21 protein-coding genes and 3 pseudogenes are annotated in these 22,373 nt (G+C 62.0%); 7 read left to right on the top strand and 17 right to left on the bottom strand.

Annotation, left to right across the window (positions count from 1 at the left end; genetic code table 11):
• Positions 1-496: 496 nt before the first annotated feature.
• A pseudogene (locus ABEA43_RS68560) lies at positions 497-959 on the top strand (IS30 family transposase).
• Between the two features lie 336 nt (positions 960-1,295).
• Here ABEA43_RS68560 and ABEA43_RS64845 read toward each other — a convergent pair.
• The 10 genes and pseudogenes from ABEA43_RS64845 to ABEA43_RS64805 form a co-directional block, all read right to left on the bottom strand.
• On the bottom strand, positions 1,296-2,255 hold the full coding sequence (locus ABEA43_RS64845; protein ID WP_345579918.1) for an NAD-dependent epimerase/dehydratase family protein: 960 nt from the start codon (positions 2,253-2,255) through the stop codon (positions 1,296-1,298).
• A 240-nt stretch (positions 2,256-2,495) separates the two neighbouring features.
• Complete coding sequence (locus tag ABEA43_RS64840) at positions 2,496-3,653, bottom strand: glycosyltransferase family protein (protein ID WP_345579915.1); 1,158 nt, start codon at positions 3,651-3,653, stop codon at positions 2,496-2,498.
• A 145-nt stretch (positions 3,654-3,798) separates the two neighbouring features.
• A complete protein-coding gene (locus ABEA43_RS64835) occupies positions 3,799-4,938 on the bottom strand; it encodes a radical SAM protein (RefSeq protein ID WP_345579912.1) in 1,140 nt (379 codons plus the stop codon).
• A 967-nt stretch (positions 4,939-5,905) separates the two neighbouring features.
• The gene (locus tag ABEA43_RS64830; protein ID WP_345579909.1) at positions 5,906-6,088 is read right to left on the bottom strand and encodes a group II intron maturase-specific domain-containing protein; all 183 of its coding nucleotides are present in this window, start codon (positions 6,086-6,088) and stop codon (positions 5,906-5,908) included.
• Between the two features lie 89 nt (positions 6,089-6,177).
• Positions 6,178-6,393 (bottom strand): annotated as a pseudogene (locus tag ABEA43_RS68555) (reverse transcriptase domain-containing protein); the annotation flags it as partial.
• Between the two features lie 155 nt (positions 6,394-6,548).
• Complete coding sequence (locus ABEA43_RS64825) at positions 6,549-6,836, bottom strand: tyrosine-type recombinase/integrase (protein WP_345579906.1); 288 nt, start codon at positions 6,834-6,836, stop codon at positions 6,549-6,551.
• Positions 6,800-7,147 carry a tyrosine-type recombinase/integrase gene (locus tag ABEA43_RS64820; RefSeq protein WP_345579903.1) on the bottom strand — a complete coding sequence of 116 codons (348 nt, stop codon included), beginning with the start codon at positions 7,145-7,147 and terminating at the stop codon, positions 6,800-6,802. The genes ABEA43_RS64825 and ABEA43_RS64820 overlap by 37 nt, the downstream gene beginning before the upstream one ends.
• Positions 7,148-7,167: 20 nt before the next feature.
• On the bottom strand, positions 7,168-7,776 hold the full coding sequence (locus ABEA43_RS64815) for a site-specific integrase (RefSeq protein ID WP_345579900.1): 609 nt from the start codon (positions 7,774-7,776) through the stop codon (positions 7,168-7,170).
• A gap of 415 nt (positions 7,777-8,191) precedes the next feature.
• On the bottom strand, positions 8,192-8,497 hold the full coding sequence (locus ABEA43_RS64810) for a tyrosine-type recombinase/integrase (protein WP_345579897.1): 306 nt from the start codon (positions 8,495-8,497) through the stop codon (positions 8,192-8,194).
• Positions 8,498-9,177: 680 nt separating this feature from the next.
• Positions 9,178-9,672 (bottom strand): hypothetical protein, encoded by a 495-nt coding sequence (locus ABEA43_RS64805; protein ID WP_345579894.1) that lies wholly within the window; start codon positions 9,670-9,672, stop codon positions 9,178-9,180.
• Positions 9,673-9,701: 29 nt separating this feature from the next.
• Here ABEA43_RS64805 and ABEA43_RS64800 point away from each other — a divergent pair, with 29 nt between their 5' ends.
• The 6 genes from ABEA43_RS64800 (at position 9,702) to ABEA43_RS64775 (ending at position 14,624) form a co-directional block, all read left to right on the top strand.
• Entirely contained in the window at positions 9,702-10,835 is a 1,134-nt protein-coding gene (locus tag ABEA43_RS64800) for a RuBisCO large subunit C-terminal-like domain-containing protein (protein WP_345579891.1), read from the top strand.
• Entirely contained in the window at positions 10,832-11,167 is a 336-nt protein-coding gene (locus tag ABEA43_RS64795; protein WP_345579887.1) for a hypothetical protein, read from the top strand. The genes ABEA43_RS64800 and ABEA43_RS64795 overlap by 4 nt, the downstream gene beginning before the upstream one ends.
• Entirely contained in the window at positions 11,164-11,874 is a 711-nt protein-coding gene (locus ABEA43_RS64790; protein ID WP_345579884.1) for a glycosyltransferase family protein, read from the top strand. Before ABEA43_RS64795 ends, ABEA43_RS64790 begins: the two co-directional genes overlap by 4 nt.
• Complete coding sequence (locus ABEA43_RS64785; protein ID WP_345579881.1) at positions 11,864-12,781, top strand: glycosyltransferase family 2 protein; 918 nt, start codon at positions 11,864-11,866, stop codon at positions 12,779-12,781. The genes ABEA43_RS64790 and ABEA43_RS64785 overlap by 11 nt, the downstream gene beginning before the upstream one ends.
• Positions 12,782-13,002: 221 nt before the next feature.
• Positions 13,003-13,920 carry an NAD(P)-dependent oxidoreductase gene (locus tag ABEA43_RS64780; RefSeq protein ID WP_345579878.1) on the top strand — a complete coding sequence of 306 codons (918 nt, stop codon included), beginning with the start codon at positions 13,003-13,005 and terminating at the stop codon, positions 13,918-13,920.
• Positions 13,921-13,952: 32 nt separating this feature from the next.
• Positions 13,953-14,624, top strand: a complete 672-nt coding sequence (locus ABEA43_RS64775) for a nucleoside/nucleotide kinase family protein (RefSeq protein WP_345579875.1) — start codon at positions 13,953-13,955, stop codon at positions 14,622-14,624.
• A gap of 206 nt (positions 14,625-14,830) precedes the next feature.
• Here the strand turns inward: ABEA43_RS64775 and ABEA43_RS68550 are convergent.
• The 7 genes and pseudogenes from ABEA43_RS68550 to ABEA43_RS64745 form a co-directional block, all read right to left on the bottom strand.
• Positions 14,831-15,040: pseudogene (locus ABEA43_RS68550) on the bottom strand (integrase core domain-containing protein); the annotation flags it as partial.
• A 321-nt stretch (positions 15,041-15,361) separates the two neighbouring features.
• Entirely contained in the window at positions 15,362-16,423 is a 1,062-nt protein-coding gene (locus ABEA43_RS64770) for an integrase core domain-containing protein (protein ID WP_345579872.1), read from the bottom strand.
• Positions 16,424-16,714: 291 nt separating this feature from the next.
• A complete protein-coding gene (locus tag ABEA43_RS64765; protein ID WP_345579869.1) occupies positions 16,715-17,245 on the bottom strand; it encodes a hypothetical protein in 531 nt (176 codons plus the stop codon).
• Positions 17,246-17,285: 40 nt separating this feature from the next.
• The gene (locus tag ABEA43_RS64760; protein WP_345579866.1) at positions 17,286-19,613 is read right to left on the bottom strand and encodes a tyrosine-type recombinase/integrase; all 2,328 of its coding nucleotides are present in this window, start codon (positions 19,611-19,613) and stop codon (positions 17,286-17,288) included.
• A complete protein-coding gene (locus ABEA43_RS64755) occupies positions 19,610-20,662 on the bottom strand; it encodes a tyrosine-type recombinase/integrase (protein ID WP_345579863.1) in 1,053 nt (350 codons plus the stop codon). The genes ABEA43_RS64760 and ABEA43_RS64755 overlap by 4 nt, the downstream gene beginning before the upstream one ends.
• The gene (locus ABEA43_RS64750) at positions 20,586-21,377 is read right to left on the bottom strand and encodes a hypothetical protein (protein WP_345579860.1); all 792 of its coding nucleotides are present in this window, start codon (positions 21,375-21,377) and stop codon (positions 20,586-20,588) included. The genes ABEA43_RS64755 and ABEA43_RS64750 overlap by 77 nt, the downstream gene beginning before the upstream one ends.
• Complete coding sequence (locus ABEA43_RS64745; RefSeq protein WP_345579921.1) at positions 21,378-22,199, bottom strand: ISL3 family transposase; 822 nt, start codon at positions 22,197-22,199, stop codon at positions 21,378-21,380.
• Between the last annotated feature and the right edge of the window lie 174 nt (positions 22,200-22,373).

Here is a 22,373-nt window from a genome sequence, read left to right as displayed (position 1 = left end):
GGTTGTGATGGATCTGGTTGTGGTGATCAATCCATCTACCAGGGGTTTCTTACGTCGTCAGGCGAAGACCGGACTCGCGATCATGCTGTGACCAGCAGCCCGCCGCCAGGGGGATGAAAGAGCTTCAGTGCTCCAACCACCGGAAAGTACGGTCTGCAAGGCGACTACGTCGTAGGCGACCAGGAGAGAGCCCAATGATCAGCGCGACTCACCACTGTCCGGCCGCGCTCCGCTTGGCGGTGTGCCCCAGCGTAGGCTGGCCATGCTCGCTAGCGGTAGTTGGTTGAATCAAGGTGGGCGGTAGAGGTGTATGCCTTGGCCTGCGTGAACGGCGTCGAGAAGGGCTTGTAGCTCAGAGGGTGGGGGCGCTTGCGACCATGCTTTCCACCAGCTGTGAGCGCGATGGCGAGGGTCAGCCAGCTGCGGGCGTTGCGCAGGGTGTGGGGCCAGCACGTCACGCCATGTGATCGCTTCACAAGAAGTGGATCAGAACCGTATGTCGTGGCCGCTGTCACACCTCGAAGGCGACCTCATCATCGGAGCCAAGAACAGCCAGGTCGCCACGTTGGTCGACCGCAAATCCCGCTACCTGACCATGGTCGCGCTACCCAGCCGTCACACCACGACGGTCATCCCCGCCCTGCAGCAGGCATTCGCACGGATGGATGCTCGCCTACGCAGCACCCTGACCTGGGACCGCGGTATGGAACTCGCCGGCCACCAGCTGCTGACCGAAGCCACCGGCATCGACGTCTTCTTCGCCGCACCGCGCAGCCCATGGCAGCGAGGCACAAACGAGAAACACCAACAAACTGATCCGGCAATACCTACCGAAAGGCACCGATCTGAGCCTGTACAGCCAAGCCGACCTCGACACCCTGGCCGCCCGACTGAACAACCGCCCCCGCAAGTGCCTCGGCTACCGAACCCCGGCCCAATGTGTTGCCTTGACTCTTTAAATCTAAGGCCGGCAGACATCCCAGTCACCGCAACCCAGACCATCGGCACCACCCACACCCAGCTGGCCCCACACCCTGCGCAACGTCCGCAGCTGGCTGACCCCCGCCTTCGCGCTCACACGCTGGTGGAAAGCATGGTCGCAAACGCCCCCGCCCTCTGAATTACAAGCCCTTCTCGACGCCGTTCACGCAGGCCAAGGCATACACCTCTACCGCCCACCTTGATTCAACGGACTACCAGTTCTTGCGTACTCGGTCTTACAACATGAGAACGCTCCGGCCCTGGCGCGTCATGCCCGCATGCGCCTACCAGCCGAGAACGCATCGGCCCTGCTCTCAATCCAGGGCATACAAGGACGTTTTTGCCACATCACCCGATCTCTTGCTGCTAGATGCAAACCAGTCGATCGTTCGGCTAAGCCCGTCATCAATGCCGACCGTCGGCACCCAGTCGAGCTCTGCTGCAGCGCGGCAGATGTCAGGCCGACGCCTCTCGGGATCATCTTCAGGTCGTGGTATGAATTGCAGGGGCGAGCTGCTTCGCATGAGCTTCTTCACTGTTACAGCCAATGTTTTGACCGATATCTCAGAAGGATTTCCGAGGTTTATCGGCCCGCTTGCTGACGAATAAGCAGCTAGGCAAATGCCTTCAATAAGATCATCTACATAACAAAGCGATCGAGTTTGTCGACCGTCGCCAGCAATGGTGAGCGGAATTCCCGCACTCGCTTGAGATATGAATGCAGGAACAACCCGTCCGTCGTCCGCTCGCATGCGTGGACCGTATGTATTGAAGATGCGCACAATTATGGTGTCGGTTCCAAATTTTCTCCGATAAGCCTGGGTCAGCGCCTCGGCGTAGCGTTTTCCTTCATCATATACACTCCGAGGTCCAATGCTATTCACATTGCCAAAATATGACTCAGACTGGGGATGAATTAATGGATCACCGTAAATTTCTGATGTGGATGCCAGCAAAAAGCGCGCTCGCTTCTCGGTGGCGAGTTGGAGTGCGTTTAGCGTGCCTGCGGATCCAGCTAGCAGAGTTTCCACGGGGAGTCTCAGATAATCCTGTGGACTCGCGGGAGATGCAAGATGAAACACGATATCGATGGGACCACTAAGTGGCAAGGGCTCTACTATATCATGCCGGATAAATTCAATCCCCGGCGTTTGCCGAATTTCTGCGAGATTCTGATGGCTGCTCGTCGAAAGATTATCGATGCAGCTAACCTCATGGCCTTCCTTGGCAAGGCGCCGACAAAGATGAGTGCCAAGAAAGCCCGCCCCACCCAATACTACGATTCGCTTAGTGATGACTTCGTCGCCTTTCTATAGCGATATTCGGACCCAAGTGGAACGATCCTCCGTCCTGCCGGCATTGCAGAATAGTTGCTTAGGAAGTTGCTGCTGGGGGTAGTTAGGGAATACATGCGCTCGACGGCTTGTCCAGATAGACTAGCTCGAAGCATGCAGCTATGTAGTAAATCAAGATTTCTGAAAAGTGGTTACCATAGGCTCATAGATGGTCGACTATCACCCTCCGGCCTCAAATGTGTGCTCAGTCTTATGGTGTTGCGGACGCGCGATGGCACGGTTTATCAAGGACAGCCAGCCAGCAGCACCGAAACCCGTAACAGCAAATGGGTATAGCGCGATGCGCTGTAGGCGACGTGCGAGGTGCCCCTCACCCAGAATCGCCTCGGCTGTCACGAGTTCCGCGAGGACAATCACCGATAACACGCGAAAAAGCGTGCGAAGAGGGCCGCTCTTGCCAACAGCCGAGTACACGACCACAGGAACTGCGAATACAGCCGACAGCCATTCGGCAGACTCAGCCAAAGCTCCGAGGATCAATACTACTCGAGGGGGGCCCGGAGGTACCAGCGGGTCTCGTGCATAGGTCACGGCCCGGGCAGGACCGAGAAACCAGCGCTCCATCTGAAAGAATTGCTGAATAGTCCTGTCTGGAACGTCGGAACGGTCGAAACAGGAGATAGGCACGACTGGTTCGCCTCGTGCGGCGAGTACGAAGCTCCAATGCATATCCTCAACAGGGCGTCGAGCCGGGAGCGGGACCTGGAGGAGGAACGGCAGTCGGACGCACAGGCCGTGGCCGGTTACCTTTCCGTATGTCCAGCGCGCGAGCAATGAGCGCAGCCGCCCAGCGTCGGGACGACGCGCTAACAGCCTGGGTAGCTCCATCGACAGGACAAACCGGTTGGCACGAAGCGCCCCGGCGTCAGCAATGCGCTCATCGAACGTTTGCGGGGTCATCCGCATCTCGAAGCGGGCCGATTGGTGGAACACGTTGACCCACCGGTACTTGGCCGCTGCGGAACGAAAGGCATGTAGCGAGCCCGCTTCCGGCCGCGAGTCGACATCGTAAACAACTACGAGGCAATCGTCGGCCGGCCTTTGCTGTCGCGCCGCCACCGACGCTGCGAAGTTGACCTGGTCGCTCTTATGAGCTGCCGCATCCGAAAGGTGTATATGCACGACGTAGCCCTGTGCGGCTGCCCTCGCCGCCAAACGCACTGTATCACGCGCAGACCCGGGTTGGTTGATCGTGAACTCACGGTCGGAGGTCACAAAATAGAGCTCGGCCTGCGCCCGCGCAACGAATTCCTTAAAATAGTGGAGACTATCGTCGAAGACATCGGATTCATCTAGCAGTGGCACTATGACCACCATAGGGACCGGCGGGATCGCGGGCCTATCGATCGCTTGGCGGATATAGGCGCGGGCCCGAAGCTGATTTCCCAGAGCCACTGCGCGACGCGCTGCCTGTACTACGAGCAGTGTCACGAGTACTCGGCTTGGGATCTGCCGACCGCTGCTACCGTCTCTTCGGACTGAACTCAACGCTTACTCCAGCACGGTTTTCGATTTTCTCTGCGAATTGTGTCAGAGGCAACGGGGAGGCTAGCGCTTCGTCAATTGGGGGCGGCGGTGTCGATGGTTCTGACGCGATGACGGGCTGCTCGGCGATAAAGTGTGTCGGGTTGAAGATATCCGGACCATTGTAGGGTTGCAATTCTCCGTCCCCGAACCGATCAAGGTACTGTTCGCTTACGCCGTCACAGATGGCGCGAAGCGAGCACCCCTCACACGGCTTTGCATGTACATAACCGTGGCGAATGCGCTGTCGCTCGGAAGCCTCGAGATACCAGTCCTGGTCTGGTCGCCCGGCAAAGCCGGTGTCGTACCAGCTATTATAGTCCCACTCATGGGTGTCATATGGTAGCTGAAACTGGGTGAAGATATGCTGCTCGTAACCACGCATTGTACACAACGGCATGTAGCGTACGTTGGCTTCGACCTCACCGGCAGTGAGGATGTCGATCGCCTCTTTCAAAGCGACTGCCGCTTCTGAGTGTTGCACCTGGAAAGGCGGCGCTTCCCCTCCCCACTCGAAGTGTGGATTGAAGGTCAGGAAGTTCACTGCGCGCGCACCGGTTTGCACCGCGAGCTCAGCGACAACCGGCAGCTCAGCAAGCGTGTCGCGGACGACCGTAGTGTTGAACCGGAAAGGCACGCCAAGGCTGCGGAGATTGTCGAGCCCCTGTTGCTGCTTGGCTGAGTTATCTCGGCCGCGACGATGGATTTTGTGGAGCGTATCCCCGACAGCATGTACCGATACGAGGAAGTCATGGACGCCAGCATCGCGCAGAGCCGTGGCGAACTCTATATCAGCTAGGCGCATTCCATGCGTGACGAGCGTCGGTTTTAGGCCAATACTGGCTGAGTAGCGGACGACCTCTAGAACATCGGGGTGGTAACTGGGCTCACCCCCCATAAAGTCGACGTACTCGTTGAGATAGTAGTTGCGAAACTTCATCAACGCCAGCTTGATATCATCGAGTGGTACCCAGCGCTTAAGCGCGGAAGGCACCAGTTCGTCATAACAGAAGTTGCAGCGCATGTCGCACTTCAGGCCTAGCCAAAGTACTCCTCGCTGCGTCAGAGGAACAGTCATTGCTTGCCTCCCGGTGAAAGCGTTTCCCATTAGGAGGCAAGCATACGGCAACTATCTATGTCAATGCCCGAGCAATCCTCGACGCCCCGGGGAGGCCTATAACCTGGAGACCGAAACAGGAAGGGTCTGGTCGTGGTAGCAGTTACGCAGCAGCGCTTTGATCTGGGTAGTTACAAGTGGGGTGCGGTGCGTGCGTGCTGTGAAGGCGTCCGGTGATCCTGTCGCCCAGGTGGCGCGGAATTTGGAGGTCAGTCCGTGCACGCTGGAGTTGTGGTTCAATTGGATTGACTGAAGGATTAGCCTTGATCTTTCGTGATCAAGGATTGGTCGGCCGAGTGGTCCGGCCGAGCGTTGATTGCGGGTGGTGGTCAGCGCGCCAGCCCGGCTGTCGGAACACGACCCGCCCTGGTCGCCAACCCACTACCGGGCCAGCTTCGCTGTCCCAGGACAGTTCTGACCGCACCCGGCCGCCGCGCGAGCGGATGTCACTAGCCTCGGCGAACGTCCTGCCTCTTGAACGCTCCCAATGATCCTGATCCGGTGACTGCGGTCACCTCTCGCGAACGCCGGAACACCCCTAGCTGCCTTGGGTGCAGTCGAATCACAAACGAAACCAGGGCTACTTGTTCAAGTGTATCTTCCGGACAGTTGAACATGTGCTTCCACCGCGGTCCTCGCCGACCAAAGGGCTGATGTTTCTTTCGTCATTGAGATGGGAGCCAACTCGGCCGGCCAGGAAGTTGGTTGCTGGGCTATGGGCGCGGCGAGCCCGCGGGGTGGTGCGGAGGATTCTCACCTCCGGGCTCCTACAGAACGGAGCGTGACGATCTCTCTTCACTCCACTCGCCTCATCCAGTCCGTCAGAACTCGGTCATGTAGGCCCAGTGTGCGAACAGGGTCGGCTGCCGTTGCAGGAGCCCTGTCCACCACCGTTGGGCCTTCTTGAATGACCGCAGCCGTTTGAACTTCAATCGCGCCCAGCGCACCAAGTAGGTGTTGATGCGCTGCGGAAGACATTCAGCGCGGTCCAGTAGAACTTGCCATAGTAATTCATACAGCCGCGAAGGACCGGATCCATCCAGCGGGCCAGTTCTCCCAGATCGCTGGTGGTGCGCAGATGGATCCGCCAGGATTGCAGCTCGGCGCCCATCTTCTTGAGGGCGTCCTTGCTGATCGCGACGCCGAGAAGATCGCCGTCCTGTCCCGGGTCGGAGCTTTCCTGGCACGGAAGGTGTAGCCCAGGAACGTGAACGCCGTCTCCTCATGATCGAGACAGCGGTTACGGTCCTTGCAGTACACGATCTTCGTCTTGGCCGGGTGGAGTTCCAGCCCGACCTGTGCCATAGGCGCCTCCAGCGCGGCCAGCACTTCTCGTGCCCGCCGCTTGGTCGCGCAGTGCACCACCGCGTCGTCGGCGAACCGCTCGAACTCTACGGCCGGGAACTCGCGTTCCAGTCAGGAGTCGAACGCGTAGTGCATGAACAGGTTCGCCAGAACGGGGGGAAATCGCCGAACCCTATGCGCAGTGCTGGATTATGCGCAGTGCGGCCCGTTTGCGGCTGGTGAGGGCCGGGGGCTAGCGAGCACTGCGCATAATTTCCGGTGACGGGTCAAAGGTTTGTGAGCCAGTCGAGGAGGCTGGCGTCGTGGTTCCATTCGGGCAGGTCGCTGGTGACGATGCCCTGGTAGGCGGCTTCGAGGGCCTTGCGTTTCGCCTCGGTCGAGGCTCTGGCGTAAATCTCGGTGGTGGACAGGTCGACATGGCCGAGGATGTCGCGGATGTAGGGCAGCGGCACGCCTGCCTCGTAAAGGTGCATTGCCTTGCTGTGGCGCAGGGTGTGCGGGCTGATACTGGCTCCGGTCAGCAGCGGTGGGCCTGGTATTTGCGGATGATCCATGCGACGCCGCCGCGGCTGAGCCTGGCCCGGTGCTGGTTGAAGAACACCGGGTAGTCGTCGTGTCCGGACTCGTCGAGCCGGTGTTCTGCGAGGTAGGCGGCCAGCAGCGTGATGGTGCTGCCGTCCTGGGGAACGTGGCGGGTCTTGCGGCCCTTGCCAGTCAGCGACACCATGGCCGGGCGCTGGAGGCGGATGTCGCGGACGGCGAGGTCGGCGAGTTCCTGGACCCTGGCCCCGGTGTCGTAGAGCGTGGCGAACAGGGTCGCGTCACGCCGGCCCTGGCGGGTGGACCGATCGGGCAGGGCGAGCAAGAGCCGGGCTTGCTCGACGGTCAGGTGCCCGACGGCGGGACGGTGTCCTGCTTCTTGACGGTGATGGCGAGAATGTCCTGCCAGCAGGCCATCCGGGCCGGGTCCTCGGTCTGCATCCACGTGCAGAAGGAGCTGATCGCGGCCAGCCGCTGGTTGCGAGTCGAGACGCCGTAGGCGGTGTCGCTGATCGAACAGTGGCCCATGTAGGCCTGCAGGACCGGCAGCAGTGCGGCGGTGTCCTCGCCAGCGGCGAACCACCTCCGCAGGTTGTTGACCGCGAACGGGTGGTGCAGGTCGCGGACGCGGGGGCCGTGTCCCCGGCCGCCGTGGGAGATGCGGGCCTGCCAGAGGAACCGGCGGAAGTTCTTGTAGACGTTGCCCGTCGTCAACGGCCGGCCGTGCCGCCGGAAAAGAACCAGTCCCAGCCTGGCTGCCCGGCAACTTGCGCGCGGTAGCCAGCCATCCTTTCGCGCAGTGACCCGCAGACGGGCACCTGCCGGTCCTTGCCGCCCTTTGGCGTCGGGGATCTGCAGGATCCCGGCACCGGTGTCGACGTTGGCGGAGCGCAGCAGCCGGGCTTCGGAAGCGCGCAGGCCGCAGGCGCAGATCGTCCCGAACAGCACCGGCATGACCAGGTGCCGGAACGGGGCCTCGGAACTGTAGCGGCAGCGGTCCGTCTGGCCAACAGGGCTGCCAGTTCCCGGTCGGTGTAAATGTGCGGGACGTAACGGACTGGCCTGGGCCGCACGCCTGCGGGCAGGACGTATGCCTTGGTTCCCCGCCGGCCGAGCCACCGAGCAAGCTCCCTGACCGGCGCGGCCAAGCCCTGCAGGGTCGCCGACCTGACTCCCCGCCGACGGGCCGAGGCGATCCATGCCTCGGCCGAGGCCCGGGTGACCGTTCCCAGGCCGGGGAGCTCGACGCGGCAGAACGCCTCGAACCGGGCGAGCACCCGTTCCGTGGCGTCGTAGGCGTAGCCGACTGCGCGTTTTTCGGCGGCGAGCGCCGTGATCGCCCCGGCCAGGTTTAGGTTCGTGCTGTCGTTCACCGCGGCACCTGCTTTCCGGGCTCGTCCGGGTCCAGGGCGCACCTGGACAGCAGGCCCAGGGAAGACTTCAGGTAGACACCGGTCGAGGCCACCGACTGGTGGCCGAGAATGTCGGCGATCTGCTCGACCGGCGCACCCTCCTCCATCACGCGGGTCGCCAGCGTATGACGCAGCGAGTGCATGCCGTGGCGGCGCTTCTCGCTCAGGCGGACGTGAGCCACCCGGGCGTACTTGACCAGCATCTGGTGCAGGTGGTCCTGCTCGGAGAACGGGCCCACCGGGGCGGTGTGCCGCAGGAACACCTGTGGGCAGTCACTGGCCGGTCGTCTCGTCCCGCTCGCCGCGGCCGATCAACCCCAAGCGCCACCCGAGCTCCGAGCGGCGCTCAAGACCATCACCCGGCACGTCGACGACTACGCCGCCCAAGCCCGACTTCCCCGGGCGTCGTGAAACTTGACACAAATTTACAGAAGCCCGCGACCAAAGATCTTGGATGCTGGCCCAAACCGGCCTCGCGCACGACGCCAAAAACCCACTACCGACTCTACGAGTTCAACCTGTTGGGATTTATGTTGTATCGAATTGGCTGCCGTGGTTTACTCACATCTTGTCATGGAAGTGATCCTCTACTCCTCGCGACACCAGTGTTGTCGCCGTTGCGGCCAACTCCCATCCGATCTCAGTCCTTGAGCATGACTGCACAGCAAGGCAAGCTCCGCCTCCGAGCCGTTCATCAAAGCTGGGCGTATTGTTCAGACTTTTGACCAGCCTACTCAGCCCCGCAGGCTGGTCGGTGGAGTAATATTCGGCCCACAATTGCGTTTCGCCAAACGAGGGTTTTGGATGGGCGGCCGAGGCGCTTTCCGAATTCAATGAACCACAGATACACCTACGGCAGCAAGATGGCTGTGTTCCTGGCAAGGGAATTCTTCGAACCGAACCGCATTACGCCAGCGCAATCCATCAGACGTGCGATGCACATTCAGGGTTGAGGTGCTTCAGGCGCGCGGAATTGCGACGCAATCATATCGCGATAGACGGCTGGGTAGTCCGTGCAGACACCTGCCACTGAGTTCTGCCGCGCCAAGAAGCCCGCGATGGTTTCGTCCGCGCCAACCAGTTCAGGGCTGCAGACGATCGAACGTGTAACGGAGGGAGCACCATAATTCGTCCAGATCTCACCAGTCGAGCAGAGAGCGAACTGATCGTGTTCAAGGCAGAAGAACGGGACCTCAAGCGACGCCAACGCCGCTGCCGCCTCGATATTTTTCGCATGAGCGAGGATCGGCATAGAGCGCAGGTCATCCGGATTGCACTTCCACACAGGTCCATCGTGTCCCACCCACAACAGATCACCGACCGCCCATACATCGAGTTCCACCTCAAAGCCCAGGTCGATACAAGTGTCGACGGCTTCACGACGATTGTCACCGCTTCCAGGACCAGCAAAGTTTGCGCGATGCGCGACGATTCTCACTCGGTGGAGTCTAGCGCAGAGGTGTCTCGATGATCACTGCCCATTACGAGATCGACGCGAGCGACGTTGAGAAGGCTGCCATGGCTCTCGCCGTAGGGCAGTCAGTAGGCAATCCGGACATCCGCGCACTACGTGATTCCGACGAACTGCTCGCCCGCCACCAAGCCCGGGTCATCGATATCGAGGGCGGACGCGTCACTGTCGAGTTCCCTGGGACGAACTTCGGGGAGAGCGACGGCATCGCACACATCATGGCGGTGCTACTCGGTGGCCAAGTTGACATCGACCACATCGAGGGATGCCGCCTCGTCGACGTTGACTTCGGCGACGAAGCAGGACGGTTCAGCGGCCCAAGGTACGGCATCGAAGGCATCAGGCAGTTGACGGGTGCCATCGATCGACCGCTTATCGGCGGAATTGTGAAACCGAAACTCGGCCTATCCCCCCGCGAACTCGCGGACGTCTGTCGCGAGATGGCTGACGGCGGTGTTGACTTCATCAAGGAGGACGAGGTGCTCGGTGACCCTCCGTGGTGCCCGCTCGCCGACCGGGTACCCGCCGTTGTGACGGCACTCGATGGGATGCCGACGATCTATGCGCCGTGTGTCACGGGTGACGCGCTCGACGCGGTGAGGCGAGCCACGCTTGCATACGAGCTAGGCGCGTCGGCCATCCACGTAAACGTTTGGTCCGGCTTCGGCACGTTCCGTGCCATCCGCGAGCAGGTGGAACTTCCGCTGTTCTTTCAGAAGAGTGGTGACCGCGTCTGGACGACTGGTCACTTCGCCATGTCCGAGGTCGTGCTCTACAAGATCGTGCGCTTGATGGGATGTGATATGGCCCACGTCGGGATGTGGGGCGGCTACCTCAACGAGTCGATATCAGCCCTGGAGGTGAAGCTGGGCGTCATGCGTGGTTCATGGATCGGCCTCAACACCCTTCTGCCCAGCTTCTCGTGTGGGGCGCACCCAGGGCTGGTTCGTGATCTCGGTGAGCGTTTCGGCAACGACATCATGATTTCATCGGGTGGAGCGATCCATGGCCACCCGATGGGAACCACCGCCGGAGCTCGAGCTTTTCGCCAAGCGATCGATCCAGTCGGCACAACACCGGAACTTGACGTTGCCCTCGAACTGTGGGGTGGAATCGGGAGTCCACGATGAAGACGTTCCGTGAAGAAGACATGCTGGGCGGGTGGTTTGTCGGCGACTTCGTGCCATCGGCCTTCCGCACCGACACGGCCGAGGTATGCCTCAAGCGACATAAGAAGGACGAGCAGTGGCCGACGCACTACCACGCAGTTGCGGTGGAGATAAATCTGGTAGTCGAAGGCGAGTTGACTATCAATGAGCGAAGATTCGGGCCCGGTGATGGATTCGTGATCGAATGCGGCGAAGTTGCCGAGCCGAGGTTCCTCACCGATTGCTGCCTCGTTGTCGTAAAAGTGCCATCAGTGCCTGGGGACAAATACATTATAGACGGAGGACAGGCTTGAACATCCTGTTTCCCATGGCAGGATTCGGTATGCGCTACGCCTCAGCGGGCTATTCCCAGCCGAAACCACTCATCTCAACGGCGGGACGCCCGATGATCTCCGTCGTCCTTGACTGCTACCCGACCGAAGCAAATTTCATCTTTGTGATCCGCGAGGAACACATCGACCTCGGCCTGCAGGACGTTCTCCTTGCTGCCCGACCCGGCGCCACTGTGATCGCGACTCGCCAGCGCACTGCAGGCCCGGTCCAAACCGCGCTTCTCGCCCGCAAGTTCATCGACTCGTCGACCGAGTTACTTGTCGCCGACTGCGATTCCTACCTTGTGTGGCCATTCGAATGGATCTGGTCATGGATGCGACGTCGTGACGCCGACGGTGGAGTCACAGTCCGATACTCGTCGGACCCGGCATGTTCATACGCGGCCATCGACGCACAAGGTTGGGTGACCGAGACTCGGGAGAAAGATCCATTCACGCCCTTCTCGACGACAGGGCCGTATTGGTGGCGACGCGGATCGGATTTCGTGCGGATGGCGGAGGCGGTTGGATCTGACCAGGCGATTAATGGTGAGTACTACGTATCTCCGCTCTATAACTCGCTTATTGCCGAGGGTGGGCAGGTCCTCGCGTACTTTCTATCGGAGTTCTGGCCCCTCGGGGTGCCTGCAGACCACAACGCATTCGAGGCGGCCTTGAATGCCGTCTAAGAAAACCGATGGTGCACGCGTCACGGTTGTCATCTGCGTCCTTGATGACTGGCGCATCCTCCGAACGCTCTCATCACTCACAGAACAGACAGTCGACCCTAGTTTTTTCCGGGTCGTGGTCGTCTCGTCAGGACGCGAAGACTATGGCAGGGCAATCAAGTCCTTTCCTCTGAATGTAAAGCTTGTCACGACGGCTGCGCCGCGCCTTTCAATCAAGCGCAATCTCGGGTTGGCGGAGGTCACCACGAAATACTTCTTGACTATCGACGCGGACTGCTTTGCTCAGCCGGGATGGGTTGAGGCTATGACGACTTGCATTGCTGAAGGCCCCGATGACCTCGTCGGAGTTGGCGGGCGCGTCGCGAAGTATGCTGTCGACACCGTGACACAGAAGTACGGCATAACAGTAGACGACGGTCAGAGCACACTGGGGCGCCTGCCCGCGCTCCACCTCCCATATGTTGCCGGGGCCAATGCGGGTTTCAAGACCGCAGCTGTCCAGGCTGTTGGCGGCTACGACGAGCAGTACATTTGCGGGGAAGATGTTGACATTTGCTACAAGCTCGGGCTCCGCGGAGGAAAGCTTGCCATCGCAGAGAACGCGTGGATCTATCACGAGGATCGTCGCCGACTTGTCGACCATTACCGCCGTTTCCGTCATCTTGCTGTGGATCAAGCCTTGCTCTTTAAGAACTACCGAGGCGAGTCAGGGCGCTCGTGGTATCTCGATCCGTTCCCGTGGCGACGACTCTCCGACGGAGTGCGCTCCACGGCGGGCGGCCTTCCGCTTGCCATACGCGGCGACTGGTCCGGCGTGGCAACTGGCCTGGTGACTGCGGTGGAGGCGGCGGGCATCGTGGCTGGGCAGATCCGTGGCTCTCGCCGGCATCGTGTGGTGTATCTATGACGAGCGCTCAAGAGGCAATGTCAGCGCTTGGAGGTCGCTCCGAGCGGGTGAGCGACCTTCCTGTTCTCCGCCAGACTGCCGCAGGAGAGGGCAGCGGTTCATGCCGCCTGGTGCTTGTCGCTCATGCACTCGATACGTGCGTCCCATATGTTCGGCTACTAGCCGAACATATGGAAATTGTTCAGTTCATACCCGTACCATACAGCGCACAAGATACTGCGATGGCCCGGCTCGCCGATCTTCCTCTTACCGTTCCTGCCTCGATCGAATCTGTCGGCAGGATCGCTGTCGACGCGGCAGTGCGGGCAGCACGCACTAATGGTGCGCCTGTAGTCATTCAGGAGGTGGGTGGTTATTGCTCCGATCTGGCGTCCGAGCTTGTGCCACACGTGCGCGGCATCGTTGAGGATACCAAACAAGGTCAATGGCGCTACCAAGCACTCGAGCGGCTCCCCCTTCCAGTGTTCACCATTGCTGACAGCCCGCTAAAGGCTCTCGAAGATATTCAAGTGGGTCGAGCAATCGCGACTAGCCTTGAAGGGTTACTCAGAAGTCGTTTCTACTGCCTCCTATCCGAGCGGCGTGTGCTCGTGCTCGGCTACGGCGGCATCGGCGCGTCTCTGGCTGAACACCTTCGCCGAATAGGCGCCCGAGTCGCAATCTTTGATCTCAACGAGGTCAGGATGGCCGCTGCGGTTGTCAACGGATACCGTGTCGGTTCTCGCGAGGAGCTGCTGGCGTGGGCGGAGGTGATCGTCGGCACTTCCGGAGATCGGTCACTTGATGTCCACGACATCCAATATCTGCGCGACGGCGTCATTCTCGCTAGTGGGAGCTCAAAGCAGGTTGAGATAGACGTTGCTGGACTCCGAGATCATTCTCTTTCGACGTTGCCTACAGACGATGTTGAAACCTTTCTCATCGCCGGCCGCAGTGTGCACTTGCTGAACGAGGGAAGACCGATCAATTTCCTCGAGCAGAGCATCCTCGGAGGAGTCCTTGACTTGGTTTACTCCGAGCTATTTCTCTGTACGCGGGAATTGGCTCGTACTCCCCTTGCGGCCGGTCTCTATCGGCTGGATAAGAAACTGCAACAAGCACTTGCACGTCGATGGTTTGAGCATTATGCGAAAGACTAACCTGATAGTTTTTACGAAGGGCAGCTAGCTTCATGCCAAGCGAGACCAACTTAACGTCAAACTTCGGCGAGTCCTTGCTGCCTTTGCGGTCGGTCGTCAATTTCTTCCCGATTGCCGTCGAAGGTTCTATCGCCGCAGGGAAAACGACGTTGTGCCGGGGCATAACGTCAGCTTGGGACGGCCCCGTTGTTACGATTCCCGACTACTCGGACTGCTTCGAGCAGTCACCGCTCCCATCCGCCGACCCACAGGGGCTCGAGGAGGAAGCGCAGATAATTGATATCCTCCTCGACATCGAACGCCGCCGCTTCGCATCCCGACTTTCATTCTTCGATCCGGATGTGCTCGGCCTTATTGATCGATCGATCCTGACGATCGCGGCCCACTGCGCTGGCCTGGATGCGGTGTACGGCACGAATAGGTTCGAAGATTTGGCAATGCGGATGCTCCGTACCTCGAAAGTCGCTGTGTGGCCAACGCATGCGATCTACTTGGACTTGCCGCATCGTGAGCTGATGGGGCGGCTCGGGTCACGGGCACGGAATATCTTCACCTTCCGAGAGTTCGTCGATGGGTACCGCGGCTACTTCGAGCGGTTGAACCGAGCAGGCGGAATCGAAATCCTCTGGCTCGACGCTACAAATCCCCCGAAGGCGATTGTCCAACGAGCTCTTAATTTCGTCCCTGCACCTACCCCTGGATGAACGCCTTTACCACCGCCCGCCACCCGCGCACCTGGCCTGACGCGCCAAGGCGACGCCGCGGTTGCGCAGGTCGTTGACCACACTGCGCCCGCTTGTGAGTACTCGTGGAGGACGCCGCCGAGCCGGTCTCGTCGGCGTATGTTCAGGTCGATGATTCGCTCTGGATCCGTGATCGGATCGGGCACGGTGCGTAGGGGCGCTGCTTGGTTCAGGGCTTGATGTGCTCGGTGCTGGTTGTAGAAGTGTTCGTACTCGCGCAGGGCGTGCCGTAGGTGGTGTTCGTTCCATACGAGGCAGCGGTCGAGAAGCTCGTGGCGGCATGACTGCACCCACCGCTCCATGATCGAGTTCATTCGCGGCATCCGGATACCGGTGAGCACCGTCTTGATGCCGGCCTCGGCGAGAATCTCGTCCATGAAGGCTGGGAACTTCCCATCCCTGTCTCGGATCAGAAAGCGCGCCCGGCAGTCCGCGTCGTGCAGATCCATCACGAGATTCCTAATCGCCTGGATGACCCAGCTCGCGCTCGGGTGCGCGGTGGTGCCGAGCACACGGAGGCACCTGGTGGCGTGCTGGGACTGTACGGTCAGTGGCTCTGGCGCACTTTCGGTGGTGACGGACCGTGGTTTAGCCGAGCAGGATGCGATGGCGGAGGAGCGCGAAGCTGGCTCGCCCGTACATCTTGTACCGCTTCAATACTCGTACACGTGGTCTGATCTGGTGTTTCTTCGGTTTGGCTAGGCTGCTCGGTGGTACTCGTTGATCGCTCCGCTGAGCACCTTTCGGTGCTGAATGCGGCCTTCCAGCGGCACCACAACGTGCTTGTCTTGGTCGGGTGGGCGTTGTTGGCGGGACTGGTGCGGGCGGTGCGCGTTGTAATGCTCGGTGTACTCCTCCAGGACCGATCGAAGGTGGCGTTCGTCGTAGATCAGCATCCGGTCGGTGCATTCGGCTCGGGCGGTGCGCACCCAGCGTTCGGCGTAGCAGTTGGCTCGGGGCGTCTGTGGAGGCGTCTTCAGCACCGTGACGCCCTCGCCGGCGAAGATCTCATCGAAGACGGCGGTGAACTTGGCGTCCCGATCACGGATGAGGAACCGAAACGAGCCGGCCCTTCGCCCGTGGTTCATGAGCAGGTTGCGGGCCTGCTGGGCTGTCCACGCGCCGGTGGGGTTGGCGGTCACGCCCAGGATGTGCACGCGCCGTGTCGCCACCTCCATCACGAACAATACGTACAGGCGTCTCAAGAAGATCGTGTCGACGTGGAAGAAGTCGCAGGCGAGCAGCCCTTTCGCTTGCAGGCGTAAAAACGTCCGCCAGGAGGTGTCGAGGCTTCGGGGAGTCGGACGGGGTCGGCGTGAACGCAGGATCCGTCGCACGGTAGCTGCGCTGACCTGCAAGCCGAGCCGAACCAGTTCGCCGTGTACCCGCCGATACCCCCACGTCGGGTTCTCCTGCGCCAGGCGGAGGACCAGATCCCGGACCTCTTTGCTCGTTTCGGGACGACCAGGGTGGTGGGGATAGGTCCACGAGCGTTTGATCAAACGGCGATGCCATGCCAACAGGGTGCCCGGGGTGACCAGCCGATGCTTCCGCAGCACCGCAGGTAGGAAGCGTGCCAAGGCGGCCAGGAGCGCCCGATCGGCCCAGTCCGGCTTTGGGCGAGCGAGTTGACGCTTCAACACGGCCACCTCATGGCGGAGCACTATGATCTCGACGTCCTTGGACGCCTGGCTACGGCCCAGCAATACTAGCCAGTCAAACACCCGGATCATGATCAGATACAGCGGACGAAACGGCACAAGCCACGATCGTGCCCGTACCGCTACTGAAGGTCAAAACCGCAGATCAAGCACCCTGCGATGCGTTATGAAGCGGCACAGGCTACGAGAGCCGCACAGATTACTGCAGCTCGGGAAGCGCGAGACGGATCTCTACAGGAATTGGGCACGCTGTCAAAAACGGCTCTGGCCCTCTCTCGGTGATCTAGTCACGGAGCGTAGGAATGGTCGGTCACTTGTAGTGGAGGACGCGGATCCGAAGCAGATCGAAATTTGCCCGGCCAAACATTTGCCGCTTCAGGAATTTGGTCTTTATGTGGAATCTGTTTTGTCAAGCCGCGCCGATTGGTCGCGGTCAGTTGCGTGCCGATCCCCGAGTAGGACGACCTTGCTAACAACGGGATCGAAGCCGAGGACCGGGTGTTCTTGGCTTCCGCCTTCCGGGGTCATCAGCACCGGCTTGCCGAGTTCGCTCCCAACCGCCCGAAGGAAGTCGCAGAGCGTATCGACGCCCTCTTGACCTTGCAGTTCACGAAGGTCGACGTCGAAGTCGATCTCGGTCTCCGACATGAGCCGGAAGATCGCGAGCACGCCCGGAGCAGGCCAGACACGCAGCGAGACCGTCTCAGCCTCGGGTGGACGAGCGAGTACTTCGGCGGCGGTAGGCAGCGGCAGCACCGTGTCGCCTTGCGAGTACTGCCACTGCCATCCACGCGCTCTGACCAAGTCCAGAACGGTCTGCCAGTCCTCGACGGTGGTGTCCGGGACAAAGAGGTCCGGCAGTGCGCCCATCAAGTCGGGATCGAAGAATTCCCTGACCTCGTCCCATCGAAGGTCCGTCATGCGGTCATGCTGCCTGGTCGTGGGGCCTGCCGCAGCTCGATTACGTCGGCTTCTGGTTGACAGCGATGACCGGAAGCAGAGTCGCCTGAGCCGGAATACCAATCCGCCTCGGCGTCGCACCGGACGGCGTGGGGACGTCGGCAAGACGTTCCAGAAGCTGGTCAAGGGCGGCCTGGCCGTCGTCGACCGCGGCGCGTTCGTCGTCGGTGAGCGGGACGGCGGCGAGCATGCGCTGCAGGTTGTCCTTGGCTTCCAGTAGCAGCGCTTTGGAGGAGTCCTTCGGGGTGTAGGAGTCGCACTTGGCGCAGGCCATCCGGTGCGGGCACTGTTCAAAGAAGGTGTAGTTGCAGAATCCGTGCCCCAGGTCGTAGTACTGCCACGGCTCTCCGGCGGCCGCGGCTCCGCTCTCGACCGCGGCCCGGTCGATAAGGACCTCGATGGTGCGGACGTTGCGTTGGAAGTAGCCCGCGTCGTCGTAGGCCTTTGTCAGCGTGGTCGGGGTGATCTTGGCGTAGAACTGGGTGGACTGCGGGGAGCGGCGGCCAAGCCAGGCCTGCAGCTCGAACAGGGTCATGGGTTCTTTGGCGTTGTAGAGCTGTGAGGCGATGGTGGAGCGGGCCCGGTGGCTGGTGATGTTGCCACGGACGTCTGCTGTCGGGACGCCTGCTTTGCGGCAGAGCAGCGGGATGATGGTGCTGTTGATGTAGGTCGATGGGACGCGGCGGGCGCGGAAGGCGAACAGGAAGTCCGCGTGCTCGCCGGTGCGGCTGTCGACCATCGTGGGCTGGGCCGGTCGGATAGCCTGCCAGGCCTCGATGGCCTCGCCCATGAGTGGGTCGATCGGTTTGGTGAACGCGGTCCCGGTTTTGTGGGTGGGCACGTCGAGCAGACAGACCGCGTCTTGGGCGAGCACGTCGGTGGCGTCACCACGAATGGTCTGCCCGTCGTGCTGCCAGCGGATGCAGCCCACCCGCAGGCGGGCGATCTCATCGCTGCGCTGGCCGCTGAACAGCCAGGTCAGTGTCACCGCGCGGACCAGTTGGAGAGGGTAGAAGAGGCTGGCCTGGGTGACGGGCAGGTCGTCGGCGGTGAGGTTGAGGCCGGCCCAAAGGAGCTTGGCCCAGATGTCGTCGGCGATCACGCGCGGGTTGGGGCCGAGCAGCGCGGCGATGCTGCGTGGGGTGGCCAGGGCTCGTTGCGGGTCGAACCGGCGGGGCAGCCATTCCCACTCCTGGCAGTCTCGGAAGAACGTCCTGACCGCGGCGAGTTGGCTGGCCTTGCTCGAGGCCTCCAGCGGTTTGCCCATCCGTTCCTTGAGGCCGACGGTGCGTTCGGCGAAGTCCCCGACGTTCATCCGATCCAGGGCGGCGGCCAGTGCCGCGCAGGTCTGCCGGGTCCAGGCGGCTGGATCGGTGGCCTGGGGCTGCTCCGCGGCAGCCCACCTGCCGATCTTGAGCAGGATCGAGCGGGTTCCGTTCCTGGTGTTGGGGGTCAACGTCGAGGTGGCGTGCCAGCGTTCGACCCACTGCGTCCAGACCTGTGGTGCTCCGCCGGCCTTCGCGGTGGCGCCGCCGGTGGTCAGGACGGGCGGCCGGCAGAATCCGAGGTCGGCGACCGCGCGTTGAACGGCGTGCAGGGTGTTGAGACGTGCTCCGTTGCCGAAGAGCCGTTCGGTCCGGACGCGGTCGAACAGATCGGTGGCCAGATCTTCGAGGTGCGGGCTGCGGTTGAGCAGGAACAGCTGGCAGATCACCATCGGAAGGAGCTTGTCGTCGTCCTGGCCGAGCCGGTAGCCCCATCCGGCCAGCACAGCCCTGACCTTCTTGATCTCTTCGTCCACGCGGGTCCGTCCGAAGATCCGCCAGGCCAGCGGGAGACGTTGGAAGCTGCCCAGTCGATGGAACTCGTTGAACCCGCCGAGCAGGTAGGCGTGGTTGGCCACGTAGGAGCGGACCGCGTCATCAGCCCAGGCGGGTGCCGACTGCCGGAACCCGGTCTGGTCGGCGCCGAGTACGTTCACCCATTCGGCGGCCGTCCAGCCCCAAAACGCCCGTCTGGTCTGCGCGCAGCGCAACAGGAGTAGCGCTGTCGCATCGGCCATGGCGCGGCGGCGATGGCTGGTCGGCGGAGCGTCCAGGCTCCCGTCAGCCAACTCCAAGGGGCGCAGCAGCCATCTGATCGCCGCCCAGCCCAGCGCCTGAGGATCGTGTCGCTTCAACCGCCGCAGGTTCTCCAGGCCGAGTTCGCTGATCGCGGTGACCTCGGCCTCGCGGAGGACAACATCGGCGTCGTGGAGATCCGCAGGGATCGGCCAGGACCAGCGTCCTTCAGCGAGTTCGCTGGCGGCCGTGGTCAGTGCCGCCGTCACCGCGCCGCCTGCGCGGTGGTGCCGGTGAGCATCTGGACCCTCCAGGCGTGGATGTGGTCCATCCCACTGGCCAGCTTCCGCGCCAGGTCACGACCCGACAGATGGATGTAAGCCAAGGTCGACTCGGTCGACCTGTGGCCGGCGAACGTCGCGATCGCGTGCAGCTCCCAGCCCATACGCGCCAGGTCCGTCAAGCACAGATGCCGTGTCGTATGCGTGGAGAACTGCGGCACTCCGGCCTCCAGAGCGAGCCCGCGAACGACCTTCGACCAGGTCCACAAGCTCAGCGGCTGGGCGTGGTTGCGACGCGACTCCGACAGGAACAACGGACCGCGTGCCCGGCTGATCGTGGCCCGGTGCACCAGGTAGGAGGTCATGAGCGCCCCGGTCGCCGTCGAGTACGGCACCACCCGTTCCAGCCGGTTCTTCGTCGTCTCGGCCCGGACCCGCAACGTCCGATGCGCCGGATCCAGATCGTCGGTCCGCAGCGAGCACAGTTCCTCCCGACGCAGCGCTGCGTCATAGGCCAGCGCCAGCATCAGCCGGTTCCGGATGCCCTCGCCACGAGCTACTTGCAGAACCCGCATCCACTGCTGCTCGTCCGGGATCCACGGCAACTTCGACAATCGCGGTACCAACCCGCGCTGCTGACCGCCGAAGCGTCGGCCGGGCGTGTACTTCCCGCGCCCGACCGGGTTGCTCTCCCGCAGGCCTTCCTCGATCAGGAAGTCGTAGAACAGCCTGACCGGCACCAGCCGCTGCTGGATCGTCGCGTTCGCCAACCCGGTCCCGGAGTCCAGGGACACCACGTTCGCTCCGTGCCGGTTCGGCCGGGTCGCCAGCTCCCGCACGAACACCGCGACGTTCGCCTTGTTCGCGGTGACCGGGTCGACGCCGTCCCGCTCGCACACCTCCAGGTACTCCGTGATCCCACGCGCGTAGGCATCAATCGTCCGAGGCGCCCGACCCAGATCAACCCAGATGCCCAGCCACTCGGCCGCCTTGTCGTACCTCCCCAGGACGGGCCACTTCTCCTCCAACACCAACATGCCCAACACTGCCCCTCAAGTACGTGACGAGAACCGAAAAGGACATGATCACCCTCACGGTCTGATTCCACGTAACTTGTATGGTGTGGACGCCTTCCATGGGGCCATTGCTGTAGGGCAGGGTCAGCCCGGCTTGCACCGCGGCGTGATCGCGGCGGAGCCCGGTGGCGAAGGCCGCCAGATGGGGGTGGCCTTCCGCATCGGCGGTGACCGCGGTGATCCAGGCGTCCAGCAGATGCCCGTCGCGGTTGGTCATCATCGTGGCGAAGGTGCGGACGTGTCCGGCTGCGCTATTCAGCTCGGGGCAGCGGGCCAGGAGTTCGGCCATGTGAATCCGGTTGTCGGCGTCCAGATGGTCGGGGTGGGACATGATCCAGCCGGTGACGCGGCGGGGTTTGGGTGGCGGGCAGGGTTCTTGCTGTACTTCCTGGTACCCGCGTAGCGGCTTGAGCCAGCCCTGGACGGCGCGTCGGCTGCCGGTGAAGCCTTGGGCGTTGATCTCGGCGTGGAGCTGGATGGCGTTCGTGCAGCCTTCGTTCCAGCGCAGGGTGAGATAGGGCTTGAACTGATCCAGCTTGCTGGAGCGGCTCAGGGTCGGGGCCAGGAGTTCATCCACGCTGGTGGCGTTGGCGAACTTTCGGGCAGTACGGAAGGCCAGGCCAAGCTGACGGCTGATCGCATTCAGGGACGCGCCGCTGTTCTTCAGCGCTTGCACCTAGGCGTAGCGCTCCTGCATTCGCGTCACTATCGGCCGTTGGTTGCCGTAGGAGTCCAATACCTTGGGCCGCTCGACGGGTTCAGCCTCGCGGCTGGTCTTCTCCTTGATCGCGGTGCCTGGTTCCAGGGCTGCCTGCAGACAGGATCGGTGGGTGCGGATCGTCTTGTCCAGCGCGTCGGCGAGGTTCTGCCACAAATGGAAACGATCGGCGACCTGGATCGCCTCGGGGGCGCCCTGCCGGGCGCCGTCGGCATAGGAGCCGGCCCTATCTCGACAGATCACCTCGACCCCGGGATGGCCTTTCAGCCAGGCAGCCAAGTCTTCAGCGGTCCGGCCGTCCAGCAGATCAACAGGGCGATGGGTATCCATGTCCACCAGGACGGTGCCGTAGGAGTTTCCGCGCCTCTTGGCGAAGTCGTCGACGCCCAGCACCGTGACCTGCCCCACCTCCGGGTCGGGCAACGCCCGGAGCATCCGCAGCAGCGTGGAGCGGCCGACCGGCGCACCGGCCAGGACGGCCAGACGGGCACCGGCTCGCCCGGCCAGTGCGATCGCGATCGCGGTGAGCAGAGTGCGCAACGCGGTGCTGCGACGGGCATGCCGCCGGGTCAGCCCATCAACCTGCTCAGCGAAGATCTCCCGCTCGCAGGTGAACTCGCTGCAGAAGAAACGGCGTACCTCCAGCTCGACCTTGACTGGCCGTCCACACGCGGCCAGATCCCACACAATCCGTCGGTACCGGCTGTGCACTCGGGCCGAAGGCATCCCACACTCCGGACACGAGGTCTCGGACACCACCGTGCGCGCCGCGACCAGCACGCTGTCACCAAGGTCCTCAACAGCCAGGACCTGCACATCCTTGAGAGAAGGGCAGAACAAACGGAGGCAGCAGGCATCCTCACCTGCCGGCGTATGCAGCACAATTGACCCCACGGCCGCTCGTTGATGATCAGGTTCTCGACAAACCAGATCGTTGACGAGCGGCTGCTTCTC

This window comes from Nonomuraea rosea (assembly GCF_039539705.1).
Lineage (GTDB): Bacteria > Actinomycetota > Actinomycetes > Streptosporangiales > Streptosporangiaceae > Nonomuraea > Nonomuraea rosea.
The sequence above is the reverse complement of the archived record's forward strand: the minus strand, read 5'-3'. Positions and strand labels throughout refer to the sequence as shown.